Annotated in this window: 13 protein-coding genes; 9 read left to right on the top strand and 4 right to left on the bottom strand. The window is 71.8% G+C overall.

Annotated features, from left to right (window positions below; all coding sequences use genetic code 11):
- Positions 1 to 21: 21 nt before the first annotated feature.
- The 3 genes from cofD (at position 22) to AB0E85_RS30190 (ending at position 3,400) form a co-directional block, all read left to right on the top strand.
- A complete protein-coding gene (gene cofD / locus AB0E85_RS30200) occupies positions 22 to 981 on the top strand; it encodes a 2-phospho-L-lactate transferase (RefSeq protein ID WP_361933689.1) in 960 nt (319 codons plus the stop codon).
- Positions 978 to 2,297, top strand: coding sequence for a coenzyme F420-0:L-glutamate ligase (locus AB0E85_RS30195; protein ID WP_361933686.1), 1,320 nt, complete (start codon positions 978 to 980; stop codon positions 2,295 to 2,297). The genes cofD and AB0E85_RS30195 overlap by 4 nt, the downstream gene beginning before the upstream one ends.
- A gap of 68 nt (positions 2,298 to 2,365) precedes the next feature.
- Positions 2,366 to 3,400 carry a DNA-3-methyladenine glycosylase 2 family protein gene (locus tag AB0E85_RS30190; protein WP_361933683.1) on the top strand — a complete coding sequence of 345 codons (1,035 nt, stop codon included), beginning with the start codon at positions 2,366 to 2,368 and terminating at the stop codon, positions 3,398 to 3,400.
- A gap of 194 nt (positions 3,401 to 3,594) precedes the next feature.
- On the opposite strand, the gene AB0E85_RS30185 is transcribed toward AB0E85_RS30190, so the two are convergent.
- Positions 3,595 to 4,677 carry an NDP-sugar synthase gene (locus AB0E85_RS30185; RefSeq protein WP_361933680.1) on the bottom strand — a complete coding sequence of 361 codons (1,083 nt, stop codon included), beginning with the start codon at positions 4,675 to 4,677 and terminating at the stop codon, positions 3,595 to 3,597.
- Between the two features lie 144 nt (positions 4,678 to 4,821).
- Positions 4,822 to 6,279, bottom strand: coding sequence for an N-acetylmuramoyl-L-alanine amidase (locus tag AB0E85_RS30180; RefSeq protein ID WP_361933677.1), 1,458 nt, complete (start codon positions 6,277 to 6,279; stop codon positions 4,822 to 4,824).
- 149 nt (positions 6,280 to 6,428) lie between these two features.
- On the opposite strand from AB0E85_RS30180, the gene AB0E85_RS30175 reads away from it, so the two are divergent.
- The 5 genes from AB0E85_RS30175 (at position 6,429) to AB0E85_RS30155 (ending at position 14,372) form a co-directional block, all read left to right on the top strand.
- Entirely contained in the window at positions 6,429 to 7,199 is a 771-nt protein-coding gene (locus AB0E85_RS30175; protein ID WP_361933674.1) for a TIGR03089 family protein, read from the top strand.
- A 116-nt stretch (positions 7,200 to 7,315) separates the two neighbouring features.
- A complete protein-coding gene (locus AB0E85_RS30170) occupies positions 7,316 to 8,497 on the top strand; it encodes an LCP family protein (RefSeq protein WP_361933671.1) in 1,182 nt (393 codons plus the stop codon).
- Between the two features lie 242 nt (positions 8,498 to 8,739).
- Positions 8,740 to 10,482, top strand: coding sequence for an LCP family protein (locus AB0E85_RS30165; RefSeq protein ID WP_361933668.1), 1,743 nt, complete (start codon positions 8,740 to 8,742; stop codon positions 10,480 to 10,482).
- Between the two features lie 228 nt (positions 10,483 to 10,710).
- Positions 10,711 to 12,480: an LCP family protein gene (locus AB0E85_RS30160; protein WP_361933665.1), complete on the top strand. Its 1,770-nt coding sequence runs from the start codon at positions 10,711 to 10,713 to the stop codon at positions 12,478 to 12,480.
- A gap of 227 nt (positions 12,481 to 12,707) precedes the next feature.
- A complete protein-coding gene (locus tag AB0E85_RS30155; RefSeq protein ID WP_361933662.1) occupies positions 12,708 to 14,372 on the top strand; it encodes an LCP family protein in 1,665 nt (554 codons plus the stop codon).
- A gap of 75 nt (positions 14,373 to 14,447) precedes the next feature.
- Here AB0E85_RS30155 and AB0E85_RS30150 read toward each other — a convergent pair whose 3' ends face one another.
- Positions 14,448 to 15,485 carry a glycosyltransferase family 2 protein gene (locus AB0E85_RS30150; RefSeq protein WP_361933659.1) on the bottom strand — a complete coding sequence of 346 codons (1,038 nt, stop codon included), beginning with the start codon at positions 15,483 to 15,485 and terminating at the stop codon, positions 14,448 to 14,450.
- A 126-nt stretch (positions 15,486 to 15,611) separates the two neighbouring features.
- Between AB0E85_RS30150 and AB0E85_RS30145 the strand changes: the two genes are divergently transcribed.
- Positions 15,612 to 17,090, top strand: a complete 1,479-nt coding sequence (locus tag AB0E85_RS30145) for an LCP family protein (RefSeq protein WP_361933656.1) — start codon at positions 15,612 to 15,614, stop codon at positions 17,088 to 17,090.
- Between the two features lie 7 nt (positions 17,091 to 17,097).
- Here the strand turns inward: AB0E85_RS30145 and AB0E85_RS30140 are convergent, their stop codons facing one another.
- Entirely contained in the window at positions 17,098 to 17,655 is a 558-nt protein-coding gene (locus AB0E85_RS30140; protein WP_202509943.1) for an acyl-CoA thioesterase, read from the bottom strand.
- Positions 17,656 to 17,733 lie beyond the last annotated feature (78 nt).

Below are 17,733 nucleotides of genomic sequence, written 5' to 3'. Positions count from 1 at the left end.
CCGCCTGCAAGACTGTCGCCCATGCGCATTGTGGTTCTGGCAGGCGGCATCGGCGGTGCCCGGTTCCTGCGTGGTCTGAAGCAGGCCGTCCCGGACGCGGACATCACGGTCATCGGCAACACCGGGGACGACATCCACCTCTTCGGGCTGAAGGTCTGCCCGGACCTCGACACGGTGATGTACACGCTCGGCGGCGGCATCAACGAGGAGCAGGGCTGGGGGCGCGCCGACGAGACCTTCCACCTGAAGGAGGAGCTCGCGGCGTACGGCGTCGGGCCCGAGTGGTTCGGTCTGGGCGACCGCGACTTCGCCACCCACATCGTGCGGACGCAGATGATCGGCGCCGGATACCCGCTGAGCGCGGTGACGCAGGCGCTGTGCGACCGCTGGAAGCCGGGCGTGCGGCTGATCCCCATGTCCGACGACCGCGTCGAGACGCACGTGGCCGTCGAGATCGACGGCGAGACCAAGGCGATCCACTTCCAGGAGTACTGGGTGCGGCTGCGCGCCTCGGTGCCCGCCCGGGCCGTCGTGCCGGTCGGCGCCGAGCAGGCGAAGCCCGCGCCGGGCGTCCTGGAGGCCATCGCCGAGGCGGACGTCATCCTCTTCCCGCCGTCCAACCCGGTCGTGTCGATCGGCACGATCCTCGCCGTGCCCGGCATCCGGGAGGCGATCGCCGACGCCGGGGTGCCGGTCGTCGGCCTCTCCCCCATCGTCGGCGACGCGCCCGTGCGGGGCATGGCCGACAAGGTGCTCGCCGCCGTGGGCGTCGAGTCGACCGCGACGGCGGTGGCCGAGCACTACGGGTCGGGCCTGCTGGACGGCTGGCTCGTGGACTCGGTGGACGCCGCAGCGGTGGAACAGGTCGAGGCGGCCGGGATCCGCTGCCGGGCCGTGCCGCTGATGATGAGCGACACCGACGCGACCGCGCGGATGGCCCGGGAGGCACTGGCCATGGCCGAGGAGGTGCGGGGGGCGTGAGCGGCGAGACGCAAGGAGCCGCCGGGTACCGGGTGTGGGCCCTGGGCGGGATACCGGAGGTCACGGCCGGGGACGACCTGGCCAAACTGATCGCGGCCGCCGAGCCCGGCCTGGCCGACGGGGACGTGCTGCTCGTCACCTCGAAGATCGTGTCCAAGGCGGAGGGCCGGATCGTGCGGGCCGCCGACCGGGAGGCCGCGATCGACGCGGAGACGGTCCGGGTGGTGGCCCGGCGCGGCGCCCTGCGGATCGTGGAGAACCGGCAGGGCCTGATCATGGCCGCGGCCGGTGTCGACGCGTCCAACACCCCGTCCGGCACGGTGCTGTTGCTGCCCGAGGACCCGGACGCGTCCGCCCGCGCCATCCGCGACGGACTGCGCGACGTCCTCGGTGTCGACGTCGGCGTCGTCGTCACCGACACCTTCGGCCGGCCCTGGCGCGCCGGGCTCACGGACGTCGCGATCGGCGCCGCCGGGGTGCGCGTGCTCGACGATCTGCGCGGCGGCACGGACGCGTACGGCAATCCGCTCAGCGCCACCGTCGTCGCCACGGGCGACGAACTCGCCGCCGCGGGCGACCTGGTCAAGGGCAAGGCGGCGGGGCGGCCCGTCGCCGTGGTGCGCGGGCTCGCGCACCTGGTCGCGCGGGAGGACGACGGCGAGGGAGCGCGGGCCATGGTCCGCGGCGCGCGTGACGACATGTTCCGCCTCGGCACCTCGGAGGCGGTGCGGCTGGCCGTGACCCAGCGGCGCACGGTCCGGTCCTTCACCGACGAGCCCGTCGACGCGGGTGCCGTCCGGCGGGCCGTGGCCGCGGCCGTGACGGCACCGGCGCCGCACCACACCACGCCGTGGCGGTTCGTCCTGCTGGAGTCGCAGGAGTCGCGGACACGGCTGCTCGACGCCATGAAGGACGCCTGGATCGCAGATCTGCGGCGGGACGGCAAGAGCGAGGAGTCCATCACCAAGCGGGTCCGGCGCGGTGACGTGCTGCGCAACGCGCCCTACCTCGTCGTCCCCTGCCTGGTCATGGACGGCTCCCACACGTACGGCGACCCGCGGCGGGACGGCGCCGAGCGGGAGATGTTCGTGGTCGCCGCCGGTGCCGGCGTGCAGAACTTCCTGGTCGCGCTGGCCGGGGAGCGGCTGGGATCGGCCTGGGTGTCGTCGACGATGTTCTGCCGGGACGTGGTGCGCGAGGTGCTGGAGCTGCCCGCGGACTGGGACCCGATGGGGGCGGTGGCGGTCGGGCATCCGGACGGGGAACCGCGGCCGCGGCCCGGGCGGGACGCGGGGGCGTTCATCGAGGTGCGGTGACAGGTGCCGCGCGGCGCCTACGCTCGTAGGGCTGCTCCTACTCCTCACGGATCCCAGGGACGTCATTCATGGCAGGTCGGTTCGCTCAGCGGCCCACCCTCCCCCACAGCCCGAAAGGCGTGGGAGGTACCCCCACGTCAGTGCGCGGTGGGCATGTCGCCGTGCCCCCGGGTGTGCCGCGGCAGGCGACGGGGCCCGGGCGGGTGCGCGCGTGGGTGCCGGACGGGCCGCTGGATCTCGGCCTGGTGCTCGGGCCGTTGCGGCGCGGGCCCGGCGACCCGACGTTCCGGGCGACGCCGGACGGGTCCGTGTGGCGCACCAGCCTCACTCCGGCCGGGCCGGGAACGCTCCGGGTGTGCGCGTACGGCGGTGGGGTGCGCGGGGAGGCCTGGGGGCCCGGGGCGGAGTGGCTGCTGGAAGGGCTGCCGGAGCTGCTCGGGGCCGCGGACGACCCGTCGGCGTTCGTGCCTCGGCACCGGCTGCTGGCGTCGGCCCGGCACCGCAGACCGGGGTTGCGGCTGACGCGGAGCGGACGCGTACTGGAGTCGTTGATCCCGTCGATCCTGGAGCAGAAGGTCACCACCGACGAGGCGTACCGGGCGTGGCGCCTGCTGGTGAGGAAGTTCGGGGAACCGGCGCCGGGGCCCGCGCCCGCGCGGATGTACGTGATGCCGGAGCCGCGGACGTGGGCGCTGATCCCGTCGTGGGAGTGGCACCGGGCCGGGGTCGACAACAAGCGGGCGTCGACGATCCTGCGTGCCGTGCGGGTCGCCGCGCGGCTGGAGCAGGCCGTGGGGATGGAGCCCGGGGCGGCCCGGGCGCGGCTGGAGCTGGTGCCGGGGATCGGGCCGTGGACCTCCGCGGAGACGGTGCAGCGCAGTCACGGGGCGGCGGACGAGGTGACGGTGGGGGACCTGCATCTGCCCGGGATCGTGGGGTGGGCGCTGGCCGGGGACCGGGACGCCGACGACGCGGCGATGCTGGAGTTGCTGGAGCCGTACGCGGGGCAGCGGCATCGGGCGGCCCGGTTGATTCTGCTGAGCGGGAGGGTGCCGGCGCGGCGGGCGCCGAAGATGCCTCGGTGGGATATCGGGCAGCTGTGAGCTCTTGGTTTCAGGTGCTCGGCGTTGGTGCCGGGGCGGGCGGGTTTCGCAGTCCGGCGTAGCGGGGTGCCTCCCCCAGGCTCTCGGCTTCGCTCGAGCAGGGGGGACCCCCACGCCCACCCGTGCCGCCCCCAGCAGCACGCATGCCCGCAGCGGGGGCGGCCTCGTATGCCCGCAGCGGAGCCCGTCCCGTCCTACTGGTCCGACGAGAAGCGGACCGCTCCCGCCGGGATGCGGGCGTCGCACCATATGCGGGCGCCCTCCAGGAGTTCGTTGTCGGAGCCGATCACGGCGCCGTCGCCGATGACCGTTCCCGTGAGGACCGAGCGCCGGCCCACACGGGCCCGGGTGCCGATGAGGGAGTCGGTGATGACCGCGCCCGGTTCGATGACCGCGCCGGGCAGGATCGTGCTGCCGAAGATCCGCGCGCCCTCCGCGACGAACGCGCCCTCGCCCACCACCGTGCCGCCCGCCAGCTTGGCGTCGGAGGCGACCTGGGCCGTCGGCAGGACCAGGCGGTCGCCGCAGCGGCCGGGGACGGCGGGCGACGGTGCCCGGCCCAGGACCAGGTCCGCCGAGCCCCGGACGAAGGCCGCCGGGGTGCCGAGGTCCAGCCAGTACGTCGAGTCGACCATGCCCTGGAGGTGGGCACCCGCGGACAGCAGGCCCGGGAAGGTCTCCCGTTCCACCGACACCGGCCTGCCGAGCGGGATGGAGTCGATGACCGAGCGGCGGAAGACGTACGCCCCCGCGTTGATCTGGTCGGTGACGATCTCCTCGGGGGTCTGCGGCTTCTCCAGGAACGCCAGCACCCTGCCCGTGTCGTCGGTGGGCACCAGCCCATAGGCCCGCGGGTCCGTGACCTTCGTCAGGTGCAGGGAGACGTCCGCGCCCGACGACTCGTGGGTGTCGACCAGGGCCCGGATGTCGAGGCCCGTCAGGATGTCCCCGTTGAAGATCAGGACCGGCTCGTCGGGGCCGGAGTGCAGCCGTGAGGCGACGTTGCGGATGGCGCCGCCCGTGCCGAGCGGCTCCTCCTCGGTGACGTATTCGAGGTGGAGCCCCAGCGCCGAGCCGTCACCGAAGTACGGCTCGAAGACCTCGGCCAGATAGGACGTGGCCAGGACGATGTGCTCGACACCGGCCGCTCTCGCTCTCGCCAGCTGGTGCGTGAGGAAGGGCACCCCGGCCGCCGGGACCATGGGCTTGGGCGTGTGCACCGTGAGCGGGCGCAGCCGCGTGCCCTTGCCGCCGACCAGGAGGATCGCTTCTGTCACGTGTCGTCTCTGCTTCCTGCCGGGACCGGCCGAACTGTCTTTCGGCCGGTCAGTGTATGCAGACCGTTCCGTGGCGCCTTCGCTGGCCGTGCGGCATTGCGTCCCCTGTCCCCGCATGCCCCCCGACGGCGGTCGAACGTGTACTCAGCGGCCCTGGTAGCGGGCCGCCTTGGAGCGGGCCGAGCCGAGCTTTCCGTACAGCTTGCGTCCCGGGCACTCGGTCGCGAAGCCGTCCCGGTGCCCCGAGATCACGTTCAGTCGTACCTTCTTACCCTTCCGGTGGAGATTGCTGCCGGCCGACTTCAGGTACGTCTTCCCCTTCGGGTTCATCCGGTACAGCCCCAGCTTCCAGGCGGTCAGCCGGGCGACGGCCTTGACCGCCGACTTCGACGGCTTCGTGGCACCGTACGACCCGAGGACGGCGATCCCCATGCTGTTGCTGTTGAAACCCAGGGTGTGCGCGCCGAGGACCGGTTTCGCCACTCCTCCGGCGCGGCCCTCGTAGATCTTTCCGCACTTGTCGATGAGGAAGTTGTAGCCGACGTCCCGCCATCCCATGCTCTTGACGTGGTAGCGGTAGATACTGCGGATGAGTGACGGGACCTGCGAGCAGCGGTAGTTGTTGCCGCTGGCTGTGTGGTGCACGAAGGCCGCCTTGACCTTCTTCGTGTACCGGAAGCCGCTCTCCCGCAATCCCTCGTCCGCCCCCCAGCCGCGCCGCGTGACGATACCCGGGCGGGGACCGACGTACGGCTTGGCCTGCCGCTGGTGCTCCGTCAGCCCGCCGGGGTTGAGGGCGAGGTACTCCTGCTCGGTCTCGGCGTGGCTCAGTGCGGCGATCTCGGTGGCGTCGAGGGGGGCGAGATCGGCGTTGGCGGCGGAGGCTTCGGTGAGGGCGGAGGTCTCGGCGTTCGGGGCGCCGGCGGCGCGGGGCACTTCCTCGGCGCCGGGGAACGCGGCGTCGTCCTCTCCGGGGTCGACCAGTTCGAGGCGGAGGCCGGAGGGCAGCGGGGGCGCCGCGGGCAGGCCCCGGGCGTCCGCGGTCTGCTCGGCGGAGCCGGGCTCGGAGCGGACCCGGAGTTCGACGCCGTCGGAGTCGCCCACCCAGAGCGGGGCCGTGGCACCGCGGACGCGGCCCGAGGCCCGCTCGGGGGTGTCCGGGTCGGCGGCGTGGTCGGCGTTGTGGGTCTCCACGTCCTGCCAGCCCGACCAGGTGCCGGTGCCGGCGGCGCGGGTGCGGACCTGGACGCGGCCGTGCAGTTCGGCGTCGGGGTCGTCCCAGACGACGCCCACGAGGGAGAAGTGGCGTACGGCCCGGCGGGGCAGGCCCTGCTCGGCGGAGGAGGCGGAGGGAGTGGCGCGGTCGCGGGTGAGGGGTTGGAGGGGGAGGGACTGGGTGCTGCCGGCGGCGTACGGTTCGGCCGCGCGGCGGCCGGCCGGGGTCGTGGCCGGGGTTCCCGCGTGGGGCGCGGGTCTCGCCGTCGTCGCGGCTTCCGTGGCCGGCACCGGTCTCGCCGTCGCCGCGAGGGCGGGAGGAGTGAGGGGAAGGGCCAGAGCGGCCGCACAGGTGACACCGATCGAGGAAGCTAGGAATCCACGCATGCCCCTGATCTTGGACATAGTCATATAAGTCTGTCCATTTGGGATGTGACGGGCTGTCGGCCCGGTTCGGCCGAACCGGTGGCGGATGCCCGGCGGGGCGGTGGCCGGGCCGCTGGGCGCAGGGGCGTGCGCCGCGTACGCTTGCGCGGATGAACGCCACCGATCGCACCCCCGCCGACCTGCTGGGTTCCGCGCTCGCCGCGGATCCGGGACGTCCCCTGGTGACCTTCTACGACGACGCCACGGGCGAACGTGTCGAACTGTCCGTGGCCACCTTCGCCAATTGGGTGGCCAAGACCGCCAACCTCCTCCAGGACGAGCTGTCCGTCGAGCCCGGCGACCGGGTGGCGCTGTTGCTGCCCGCGCACTGGCAGACGGCGGTGTGGCTGCTGGCGTGTGCGTCGGTGGGCGTCGTGGCGGACGTGTCCGGGGACGTCCGGGCGGCCGATGTCGTGGTGAGCGGGCCGGACCGGCTGGAGGAGGCCCGGGCCTGCTCCGGCGCACGGATCGCGATGGCGCTGCGGCCGCTCGGCGGGCGGTTCCCGCAGCCTCCCGAGGGGTTCACCGACTACGCGGTGGAAGTCCCGGGGCAGGGCGACCGGTTCGTGCCGTACGCACCCGTGGATCCGGAGGGACCCGCGCTGATCGTGGCCGGGCGGGAGTTCAGCGGCGCCCAGGTGGTCGAGCGGGCCCGGGCCGAGGCGACGGCACTGGGCCTGACCGGGCCGGGGTCACGGATCCTGTCGGGGCTGCCGTACGACACGTGGGACGGGCTGAACGCGGGGCTGTACGGACCCCTGGCCACGGGGGGTTCGGTGGTGCTGTGCCGGCATCTGGAGCAGGCCGGGGACGGGGTACTGGACAAGCGGGTGGAGAGCGAGCGGGTCACGACGATCGCCCGCGGCACCGCGGGCCGGTAGCCGGGCCCCCTCCCCCGTACGGCCCATCCCCACCCACCCCCCGCCCGCCATCCGCGCCATGGTCGTAGGAGCAGTGCGCGCGGGGCGTTCCTACGTCAGGAGGGGTGGTTGCTGCCGTGGGCTACAGGGTCGGTCCGGGCGCGGGGGCGTCCGCCAGCGGGCGGGGGCTCGTGCGGCGGCGCCGGCGGCGGTGGGTGCGGATCACGGCCTTCGGTGTCACGGCCCTCCTCGTGGCCGCCGGGGGGATCGGCTGGGCCGTGTACGCCAAGCTCAGCGGGAACATCACCCCCGACGAGGCGGCCGCCGCCGAGCTCGCGCGCTACGACCGGGAGCGCCCCACCTCCTTGGTCAAGGACGCCCGGAACATCCTGCTGATCGGGTCGGACTCGCGCGAGGGGAGCGACAACGCCCGCTACGGGCGGGACTCCGGCACCGAGCGGTCCGACACCGCGATCCTGCTGCATCTGTCCGCCGGCCGGGACAACGCCACCGCCGTCTCCATCCCCCGGGACCTGATGGTGAACCTGCCGGGCTGCCGGCGTCCGGACGGGTCCCGCAGCGCGCCCCGGTTCGCCATGTTCAACCAGGCCTTCCAGCTCGGCGGCTCGGCCTGCACCATCCGGACCGTGGAGAAGCTGACCGACATCCGCGTCGACCACCACGTCGTCGTCGACTTCCACGGCTTCAAGGAGATGGTCGACGCGGTCGACGGCGTCGAGGTGTGCCTGCGGCAGCCGATCGACGACCGGGCCGCCAAGCTGCGGCTGCCCGCCGGGCGCGTGACGCTGAACGGCGAGCAGGCCCTCGGCTACGTCCGCGCCCGCAAGACCCTGGGCGACGGCAGCGACACCGAGCGGATGGAACGGCAGCAGCGCTTCCTCGGGGCACTCGTCAACAAGGTGCGCAGCAATGACGTCCTGCTGAATCCGACGAAGCTGTATCCCGTGCTGGACGCCGCCACCTCGTCCCTCACCACGGACCCGGAACTGGCGAGCTTGCGTGGTTTGTACGCACTCGTGCGTGGCCTGCGCGACATCCCCATGGAACAAGTGCAATTCCTGACCGTCCCCCGGGAGTCGTACGCCTACGACGCCAATCGCGACCAACTCGTGGAGCCCGCGGCGAAGCGGCTGTTCGAGCGGCTGCGTACGGACACTCCGGTGGTGGTGGAGGGAAACGGCCCACGTGACGGGGCGTACGGCGATGCGTATCCGGGTCTCTTTCACGATGCCGCCGTCACTGTTTCTCCTCCACCGACGTTTCGGGGGAACACGGCAGCTGAGGACACCTGCGGGTAAAGCGGGCACCAAGGCCGCTCCAAGGCAATGAGCTCCTCACCCGGGAAATGGGCGAATTGCCCAGCTGTAGGGACGTGGAATGGGTCACCGTCGTCGCCCGGTACCGAAAGGGGCGGTTAGTGTGAGCGATCCGGTGCGTCCGGCCCTGAGGGAAGGTCCCGAGGTCGCGCACTGTGTGACCGAGACCCGAGCGCCTTGGAGGGGGAAGGCGCCGCGTGCCCCGACGGAGGAAACAGGCAACCGTGGACGCGCAAGGCCGTGGGCGGGCGGACGACATCGATCCCGCAGATCAGTGGGTGCTCAACCCGAACACCGGTGAATACGAACTGCGACTGGGGCCGTCCGCACCGCAGTCGGGCGTCCCCGCGCCGCGCAAACCACGGTCCTCCGAGGCGGCCCGGCCGGCCCGGAGCCGCACGGAGACGCCCGGCCGGCCGCGGCCCGAGACGCCCGGGCGGGCGGTGCCGCCGCCGCGCAGGCGCCGCGGGGCACCGGAGGAGCCGCTGCCGGGACGGCGCGGACGGCGCCCGGCGAAGAAGGCCTCCAAGGGCCGGAAGGTCCTGCTGTGGACCGGCGGCGCGATGGCGTTCGTCCTGGTCGCCGGCGCGGGTGCCGCGTACTTCTACATCGAGCACCTGAACGACAACATCGCCTCGGTCTCCGACGACGGCGCGAGCACGGGTGGCTTCAGCAAGGACAAGGCGATCAACATCCTGCTGATCGGCACCGACAAGCGCACCGGCAAGGGCAACGAGAAGTACGGCGACGCGGGCAGTGTCGGGCACGCCGACACCACGATCCTGCTGCACGTCTCCAAGGACCGTTCGAACGCGACCGCGCTGAGCATCCCGCGCGACCTGATCACCGACGTGCCGGACTGCCCGACGACGCAGGAGGACGGCACGCAGAAGATCATCCCCGGCACGCAGCAGGTCCGCTTCAACACGAGCCTCGGCCAGGACGGCCGTACGCCCAGCTGCACGATGCGCACCGTCACGGAGCTGACCGGGGTCAAGCCGGACAACTTCATGGTCGCGGACTTCAACGCGGTCAAGACGCTGACCAGCGCGGTGGGCGGGGTCGAGGTCTGTGTGGGCAAGGACCTCGACGACCCGGACTCGCACCTCAAGCTGTCCAAGGGCATGCACACCATCGAGGGCGAGCAGGCGCTGGCGTTCGTGCGCACCCGGCACGCCGTCGGCTTCGGCGGGGACCTGAGCCGGATCGGGTTGCAGCAGCAGTTCCTCAGCGCGCTGATGCGCAAGCTGAAGTCCAACGACACCCTCACCAGCCCGTCGAAGATGCTCGACCTGGCCGAGGCGGGGACGAAGGCGCTGACCGTCGACTCGCAGCTGGACAGCATCGGAAAGCTGAAGGACCTCGGCCTGGAGCTGGGCAAGCTCAACACCGAGAACCTGACCTTCACCACCATCCCGGTGATCGACAACCCGACGGAGAAGGTCAAGGCCACGGTCGTGCTCAACGAGTCGACGGCCCCGCAGGTCTTCGACATGATCAGGAACGACGTCTCCTTCACCGCCGTCAAGGAGCGGAAGAAGAAGGAGGCCGCCGCGGTCGCCGCCCGGCTGAAGGGCACCAAGGCCCCGGCCTCCGAGGTCCGGGTGCGGATCCTCAACGGCGGTGCCGTCGCCGGCAGCGCCCAGGAGACCCTCAGCTGGCTACAGAACGAAGAGGGCGTGACCAAGTCGGAGAACGCCGGCAACGCGCCCGCCCCGCTGGCGAAGACGACCCTGGAGTACGCCCCCGACCAGGCCGACCAGGCCCGCCGCCTCGCGGACCTCATGGGTCTGTCCGGGTCCGCGATGAAGCCCGGCGAAAGCGTGACCAACGACCAGGGGCTGCCCGCGATGACGCTGACCCTGGGCAAGGACTTCGAAGGGGCGGGCGTCTCCCTCACCGCGCCCACCAAGGCACCGGAGGGGGTGCAGAAGTCCACCGCCGACAAGGTGGAGTGCGCCAAGTGACGTGACGTACCTCCGCGTTCACCGAACTTCCTTCAAACAAATGGGCGGGATTGCCCAGTTGTGAGACGTGGAATTTCTCACCCACGTCGCTTGACGCCGAAGTGTGCGGATAGTGTGTGCGATCCAGTGCTCCACCCATGAGGTCCGTCCTGGGGCGTGCACTGGTCGACCAGCACCGTGCGCCTTCCGGGGGAGGGCGCCGCGTGGCCCGACGGAGGAATCAGGCACGTGGACGCGCAAGGCCGTGGGCGGGCGGACGACATCGACCCCGCAGACCAATGGGTGCTCAACCCGAACACCGGCGAATACGAACTGCGACTGGCCCCTTCCGCAGCGCAGTCGTCCGTTCCCGGTCCGCGCGGTTCCGGTGGCCGTGGCCGTGGCACGCCCGGATCGGCCGGATCGGCCGGTGCGGCAGGCGCCCGCCGGACCGCCCCCGCCCGGCGTCCCGGGGCCGCGGCACCCGGTGCTGACGCCCCCTCCCCGCGCAGACGCACCGGCGCCGCGCCCGAGGCGGCCGCGGGACGGCGCGGACGCCGCCCGGCCCCCAAGAAGACCAAGGGCAAGAAGGTCCTGATGTGGACCGGCGGTTCACTGGCCTTCGTACTGATCGCGGCGAGCGGGGCCGCCTACCTCTACTACGAGCACCTCAACAACAACATCACGTCCGTCTCCGACGACGGCGCCGGCACCGGCGGGTTCAGCAAGGACCGCGCGATCAACATCCTGCTGGTCGGCACCGACAAGCGCACCGGCAAGGGCAACGAGGGCTACGGCGACAAGAACAGCGCCGGGCACGCGGACACCACGCTCGTGCTGCACGTCTCCAAGGACCGTACGAACGCGACGGTGCTGAGCATCCCGCGCGACCTGATCACCGACATCCCGGACTGTCCGACGACGCAGGAGGACGGTTCGGAGAAGGTCATCCCGGGCACGCAGCGCACCCGCTTCAACAACAGCCTCGGGCAGGAGGAGCGCACCCCGAGCTGCACCATGCGCACGATCACCGAGCTCACCGGGCTGAAGATGGACCACTTCATGGTGGCCGACTTCAACGCGGTCAAGACGCTGACCAGCGCCGTGGGCGGGGTCGACGTGTGCCTGGCCAAGGACATCAAGGACAAGGACTCCAAGCTCGACCTGCCCAAGGGCGAGCACACGATCGAGGGCGAGGAGGCGCTGGCCTTCGTCCGGACCCGGCACTCCGTGGGCTTCGGCGGTGATCTGAGCCGCATCGAGCTGCAACAGCAGTTCCTGGGCTCGATGATGCGCAAGCTGAAGTCCAACGACACCCTCACCAGCCCGTCGAAAATGATCAAGCTGGCCGAGGCGGGCACCAAGGCGCTGACCGTCGACTCGCAGATCAGCACGATCAAGAAGCTGGCCGATCTCGGGGCGGAACTGGGCAAGTTCGACACGAAGAACCTCACGTTCGCCACCGTGCCCGTCGTCGACAACCCCGCGGAGAAGGTCAAGGCCACGGTGGTCCTGAAGGAGCCGCAGGCCCAGCAGCTGTTCGCGATGGTCCGCGACGACGTGTCGCTGACCGACGTGAAGCAGCAGAAGAAGAAGGAGAAGGCCGCCGAGGCCGCCCGGCTGAAGGGCACCAAGGCCCCGGCCTCCGAGGTCCGGGTCCGGATCCTCAACGGCGGTGCCGTCGCGGGCAGCGCCCAGGAGACCCTCAGCTGGCTACAGGTCCAGGAGGGCGTGACCAAGTCCGAGAACGCGGGCAACGCGGAGCAGCCGCTCGCCAGGACCACGCTGGAGTACGGGCCGGACGAGGCGGACCAGGCCCGCCGGCTCGCCGAGATCATGGGTCTGTCCGGGGCCGCGATGAAGCCGGGCAAGAGCGTGACCAACTCCCAGGGCGTGCCCGCGATGACGCTGACCCTCGGCAAGGACTTCGAGGGTGCGGGCGTGCCCCTCACCACTCCGGCGAAGGTTCCGGAGGACGTTCAGAAGGCCACGGCCGACAAGGTCGAGTGCGCGAAGTGACCTGACCGTCCCGTCCTGCGTCTAACAGGTCGACGGAGCATGCCCGGACGAATCGGCCGGGTGTACATCCGACCGGGCATGTCAGTGGTCCAACCAGTAGCGGGGACGGCCGTGCGCCGGCGGAACACCGGGGGAACCCGTGGTCCGGGCGGGCACGGGTCGCTCGCGATCCGAACACGACGCGGGGCGGACCCGTAGGTCGGCCGTAGGGGTGGGGAGGCAGGGGCATGGCGCAGAGTGACGTGCGCGGAGGCAGCACCCGGCGCGAGTCGGGCGGCGGCCTGGCCCAGGACGAACGTCCGGGGACGGCGGCGTCCGCCGCGGGCGGGGACGCGGGGGGCAGCGACGGCCAGGGCCGTCGGGGGCGCGGCCGGCGGCGCGGCGGCGGGCGCCGGATAGTGCGCTGGTTCGCGATCGTGCTGTCCGTACTGATACTCGGGACGGCCGGCGCCGGATACCTCTACTACCGCCACCTCAACGGCAACATAGACAAGGGCAAACGCAACAGCGGCGAGTCCGACGTCAAGAAGACCGGGCCCAATGCGGCGGGCCAGACCCCGCTGAACATCCTGCTGATCGGTTCGGACAGCCGGAACTCCGCGGAGAACGTCAAACTGGGCGGCAGCAGGGACAACGTCGGCAGCAAGCCCCTGGCGGACGTGCAGATGCTCCTGCACGTCTCGGCGGACCGCGAGAGCGCGTCCGTGGTGAGCATCCCGCGGGACACCCGGGTGGACATCCCCAAGTGCGTCGACCCCGACACCGGGGAGACCTACCCGGCCAAGAACACGATCATCAACGAGACGCTCCAGCGCGGTGGCCCGGGCTGCACCCTGGCCACCTGGCAGAACCTGACCGGCGTGTACATCAACCATTGGATGATGGTCGACTTCGCCGGAGTGGTGGACATGGCGGACGCCATCGGCGGTGTCCCGGTCTGCGTCAACCAGAACGTGTGGGACCGGCCGCTGCCCGGCCAGCGCGGCGGCTCCGGACTGAAGCTGAAGGCCGGCACGCACCAGGTGCAGGGCAAGGAGGCCCTGCAGTGGCTGCGCACCCGCCACGCCTGGGGCAGCGACCCGCTGCGCGCCAAGGCGCAGCACATGTACATGAACGCCATGATCCGGACGCTGAAGGAGCAGAACGTCTTCACCGACACCGGCCGACTGATGGGCCTGGCCGAGGCGGGCACGAAGGCGCTGAAGGTGTCCGAGGAGATCGGCACGGTCAAGGAGCTGTACGACGTCGGCATGCAGCTGAAGTCGGTCCCGACGAACCGCATCACGATGACGACGATGCCGTGGATCGAGGACCCCCTGAACCGCAACCACCTGGTGCCCAAGCCGGAGGACGCCGACAAGATGTGGGCGATGCTCCGCGACGACGTCTCCTTCGACAAGGCCGGAAAGGCCCGCGCGGACGCGGGCTCGGGTCAGTCCCCGGCATCGGCGAAGGCCACGGGGCCGGCCGCCGCGCCGGCCGCGGGGCTGTCGGTCACCGTCGTCAACGGGACGGCGAGCGACGAGCGGCCCGCCGTTGCGCAACGGGCCGCCGCGATCGTGGCGGCGCTCCAGCGGGAGGGCTTCACCCAGGCCGTCGCCGCGAGCCGGCAGGACCCGCACGCCCGCACGCAGGTGACGTACCCGAAGAGCACCGGGGAACAGGGCCGCGCCAACGCGCTGTCGGTGGCGAAGGCGGTCGGCATCCCGAGCAGCCAGGTACGGGCCACGGACGACGTCACCACCACGCTGACGATCGGCAGCGACTGGCGGGAGGGCACGGCCTACCCGAAGCAGAAGGCGCCCGAGGCGGGCGATCTGCCCGACTCCGCGGACGCGTTGAGCGCGGACAAGACGGAGTGCATGGACGTGTACAAGCCCTACCGGTGGTGAACACCTCCGCGGCATGAGAGAGCGGGGCCCGCCGTCCGGGAGGACGGCGGGCCCCGCTTCGTGTCCGGGGGCGGGTCAGCTCGCGGCGGCGTCGGCGCGCACCGCGGGCCGCCGGGAGGCGATGACCTTCTTCGCCAGCGCCCGGGGGCTGGTCAGGAAGCCCCAGCCCCACGACATGTGCATCGTGGCCAGCGCGACGGGGATCTGGAGCCGCGCCTTCAGCGGCAGGCCCTTGCCCGCCGGGACCGAGCCGAGCAGGATCGCCGCGAGGTAGCCGCCGGGCACCACGAAGCCCCACGGCGTCAGCAGGGCGCCCACCAGGAGGCCGGCGCCGATCGCGCACACGGCGGTCGGCGGGGCGAGGTAGCGCAGGTTGATCGAGCCCTCGTGGAAGCGGGCCACCACGTGCCGCCAGCGGCCGTAGTCCTTGTACTGCTTGGCCAGCGCCTTCACGCTCGGCCGCGGCCGGTACGACACCTTCAGCTCGGGCGAGAACCAGACCAGCCCGCCCGCCTCACGGATGCGGAAGTTCAGCTCCCAGTCCTGGGCGCGGATGAACTCCACGTTGTAGCCGCCCTGCTGCTCCAGCGCCTCGCGCCGGAACACACCCAGGTAGACGGTGTCGGCCGGGCCGGCCTGACCACCGGTGTGGAAGGCGGCGTTGCCGACCCCGATCTTCGAGGTCATCGCGGCGGCGACCGCGTGCTCCCAGTCGTTCTCGCCCTCGGCGTGCATGATGCCGCCGACGTTCTGCGCGCCGGTCTCCTCCAGGAGCCGTACGGCGGTCGCGATGTAGTTCGGCGAGAGCATGCCGTGCCCGTCGACGCGGACGACGATCGGATGCCGGGAGGCGTTGATCGCCGCGTTCAGCGCCGCGGGCGTACGGCCGGTGGGGTTGGGGACGGTGTGGACACGCGCGTCTTCGGCCACGAGCTCGGCGGCGATCTCGTCCGTGCGGTCCGTGGACGGACCGAGGGCGATCACGACCTCCATCTCGCCGGCGTACTCCTGCGCGAGGATCGCTTGGACTGCTCCCCGCAGATGCCGCTCCTCGTTGAGGACGGGCATGATCACGGAAACGGCGGGGTGCCGCACGTCGGGATTGGCGTTCATAGGGGGCTCACGTTACCGCGAACGGGGGACACCGTTGCGCGCCGCCGGGGCGGTGGCGCGGGCCGCAGATCGTATCGGCCTACGGTTTCACGGATCCCACGCACGGCCGTCGTCCGGAGGTGCCCCATGCCCACGCCGCCGCGGTCCCCTCGGTCCACCGCCGCTCCCCACCGCCGCCCCCGGCCCCCCGCCCCCCGCCGGGCGCGCAAACCGGCACCACCCGCGCGGCGGCCCCGCTGGGGCATGCGGGCGGTCACCACGCTGTCCGTGGTGGTCCTCGCCTCCGCCGGCATCGGGCACGCCGTGATGACCAGCCTGGACGCGGACATCACCCGGGTCGACCCCTTCAAGGACATGAAGAACCGCCCGCAGGCGGGCCACGGCATGAACATCCTGCTGGTCGGCACCGACGGCCGCGAGAAGATCAGCAAGGAGGAGCGCCAGAAGTACCGGCTGGGCGGCGCCCCCTGCCACTGCACCGACACGATCATGATCGTGCACATCTCCGAGGACCGGGAACGGGCGAGCGTGGTGAGCCTGCCGCGCGACTCGTACGCGGTGACGCCGGGGCACGTCGACCGGGTCTCGGGCAAGCGGCACAACGGGCACCCCGTCAAGCTCAACGCCGCGTACGCCGAGGGCGGGCCGCAGCTGACCGTGCGCACGGTCGAGAGCATGACGAAGGTGAAGATCGACCACTACCTGGAGGTCGACTTCACCAGCTTCATGAAGACGGTTGACGTGGTCGGGGGCGTGCCGATCTGCACCGCGGAACCGCTGAAGGACAGCCACACCGGGCTGAACCTGCCGGCCGGGCGGCACACGCTCGCCGGCGGGCAGGCGCTCCAGTTCGTCCGCGCCCGCCATGTCGACGGGGCGTCCGATCTCGGCCGCATGAAGCGGCAGCAGCGCTTCATGGCGGCTCTCGTGGAACGGCTCACCTCGTCCGGGATCCTCCTCAACCCGATGAAGTTCCGGGACGTGACGCGGGCGGTGCTCGGCTCGGTCCGGGCCGACAAGGGCTTCGGCACGGACGAGATGCTGGACCTGGGCCGCGCCATGCGGAACTTCTCCCCCTCCTCCTCCGAGTTCACGACCGTCCCGATCGGGCGGATGGGGTTCGCCGTGAAGGGCGTCGGCTCCACGCTGAAGTGGGACGCCGAGAAGTCCGAGCGGCTCTTCCACGCCCTGCGCCAGGACCAGCCGCTGTCGGTGCACCGGTCGCGCGGTGCGGCCCGGATCGTCCCGGTCGCCCCGCAGCAGATCCGCGTCCAGGTGGAGAACGGCACCCGCACGGCCGGCCTGGGCCGCCGGGTGGACGCGGCCCTGGCGTCGACGGGCTTCCGCACGACCAAGGCCCCGGTGAACTCCGCCGCCCGTGACGTCAGGCGCACGGTCGTCGCTCACGACCCCCGCTGGGACCGCTCCGCCAAGTCCCTGGCGGCGGCTCTGCCGGGCAGTGAGCTCCGGGCGGTCAAGGGCCTGGGCCCGACGCTGAAGGTGATCGCCGGAGCGGACTTCGAACGCGTGCGGAAGGTGCGGGCCGAGGACCCGGGTCAGGGTGAGTTCGGGGTGGTGCGGGGCGACGAGGTGGCGTGCTCGTAGGGGCGCGTCAGTCCTCGAAGCCCTCGGCCGCCCGCTTCTCCCGCAGGTCCATGATCGCCCGGCGGCGGGCCAGGCGGTGGGTGCGGCGGATCTGGGCCTCCTGGTAGCGGCGCTTGTCGCGCTCGGTCTCCGGGAGGACCTGCGGGACCCGGCGGGGCTTGCCGTCGGCGTCGACCGCGGCGAAGACGAGGTACGCCGAGCCGACCTGCGTGGGCGGGGCGGACTCGTTCCAGCGTTCGGCCAGGACCCGGACGCCGACCTCCATGGACGTCCGGCCGGTCCAGTTCACCTGCGCCTTGACGTGCACCAGGTCACCGACGCGGACCGGCTCCAGGAACGCCATCTCGTCCATGGACGCGGTGACCGCCGGCCCGCCGGAGTGCCGTCCGGCCACGGCTCCCGCCGCGTCGTCGACCAGCTTCATGATCACCCCGCCGTGCACGGTCCCCAGAAGGTTCGTGTCGTTGTGGGTCATGATGTGGCTGAGGGTGGTGCGGGACGCCGAAGTCGGCTTGCCCGGGATATCCGGACTGCCGGAATCCGCAGCTGGGGCCTGGTCTGTCATGGCCTCTACCTTAAGCCGAGGCCGCACGTGGGGGATTTGTGTCAGCTTCGCCACAGCCGTGCTCTGATTTTCCGACGA

The sequence above is a fragment of the Streptomyces sp. NPDC029044 genome (genome assembly GCF_040637495.1).
Classification (GTDB): Bacteria; Actinomycetota; Actinomycetes; order Streptomycetales; family Streptomycetaceae; genus Streptomyces.
This window is presented reverse-complemented; position numbering and strand designations above follow the sequence as displayed.

Excerpts from the sequence above, each read along its gene's own strand:
- cofD (WP_361933689.1), top strand. The coding sequence starts at position 22 with ATGCGCATTGTGGTTCTGGCAGGCGGCATCGGCGGTGCCCGGTTCCTG.
- AB0E85_RS30190 (WP_361933683.1), top strand. The coding sequence starts at position 2,366 with ATGGCAGGTCGGTTCGCTCAGCGGCCCACCCTCCCCCACAGCCCGAAA.
- AB0E85_RS30180 (WP_361933677.1), bottom strand. The coding sequence starts at position 6,279 with ATGCGTGGATTCCTAGCTTCCTCGATCGGTGTCACCTGTGCGGCCGCT.
- AB0E85_RS30175 (WP_361933674.1), top strand. The coding sequence starts at position 6,429 with ATGAACGCCACCGATCGCACCCCCGCCGACCTGCTGGGTTCCGCGCTC.
- AB0E85_RS30155 (WP_361933662.1), top strand. The coding sequence starts at position 12,708 with ATGGCGCAGAGTGACGTGCGCGGAGGCAGCACCCGGCGCGAGTCGGGC.
- AB0E85_RS30150 (WP_361933659.1), bottom strand. The coding sequence starts at position 15,485 with ATGAACGCCAATCCCGACGTGCGGCACCCCGCCGTTTCCGTGATCATG.
- AB0E85_RS30145 (WP_361933656.1), top strand. The coding sequence starts at position 15,612 with ATGCCCACGCCGCCGCGGTCCCCTCGGTCCACCGCCGCTCCCCACCGC.
- AB0E85_RS30140 (WP_202509943.1), bottom strand. The coding sequence starts at position 17,655 with ATGACAGACCAGGCCCCAGCTGCGGATTCCGGCAGTCCGGATATCCCG.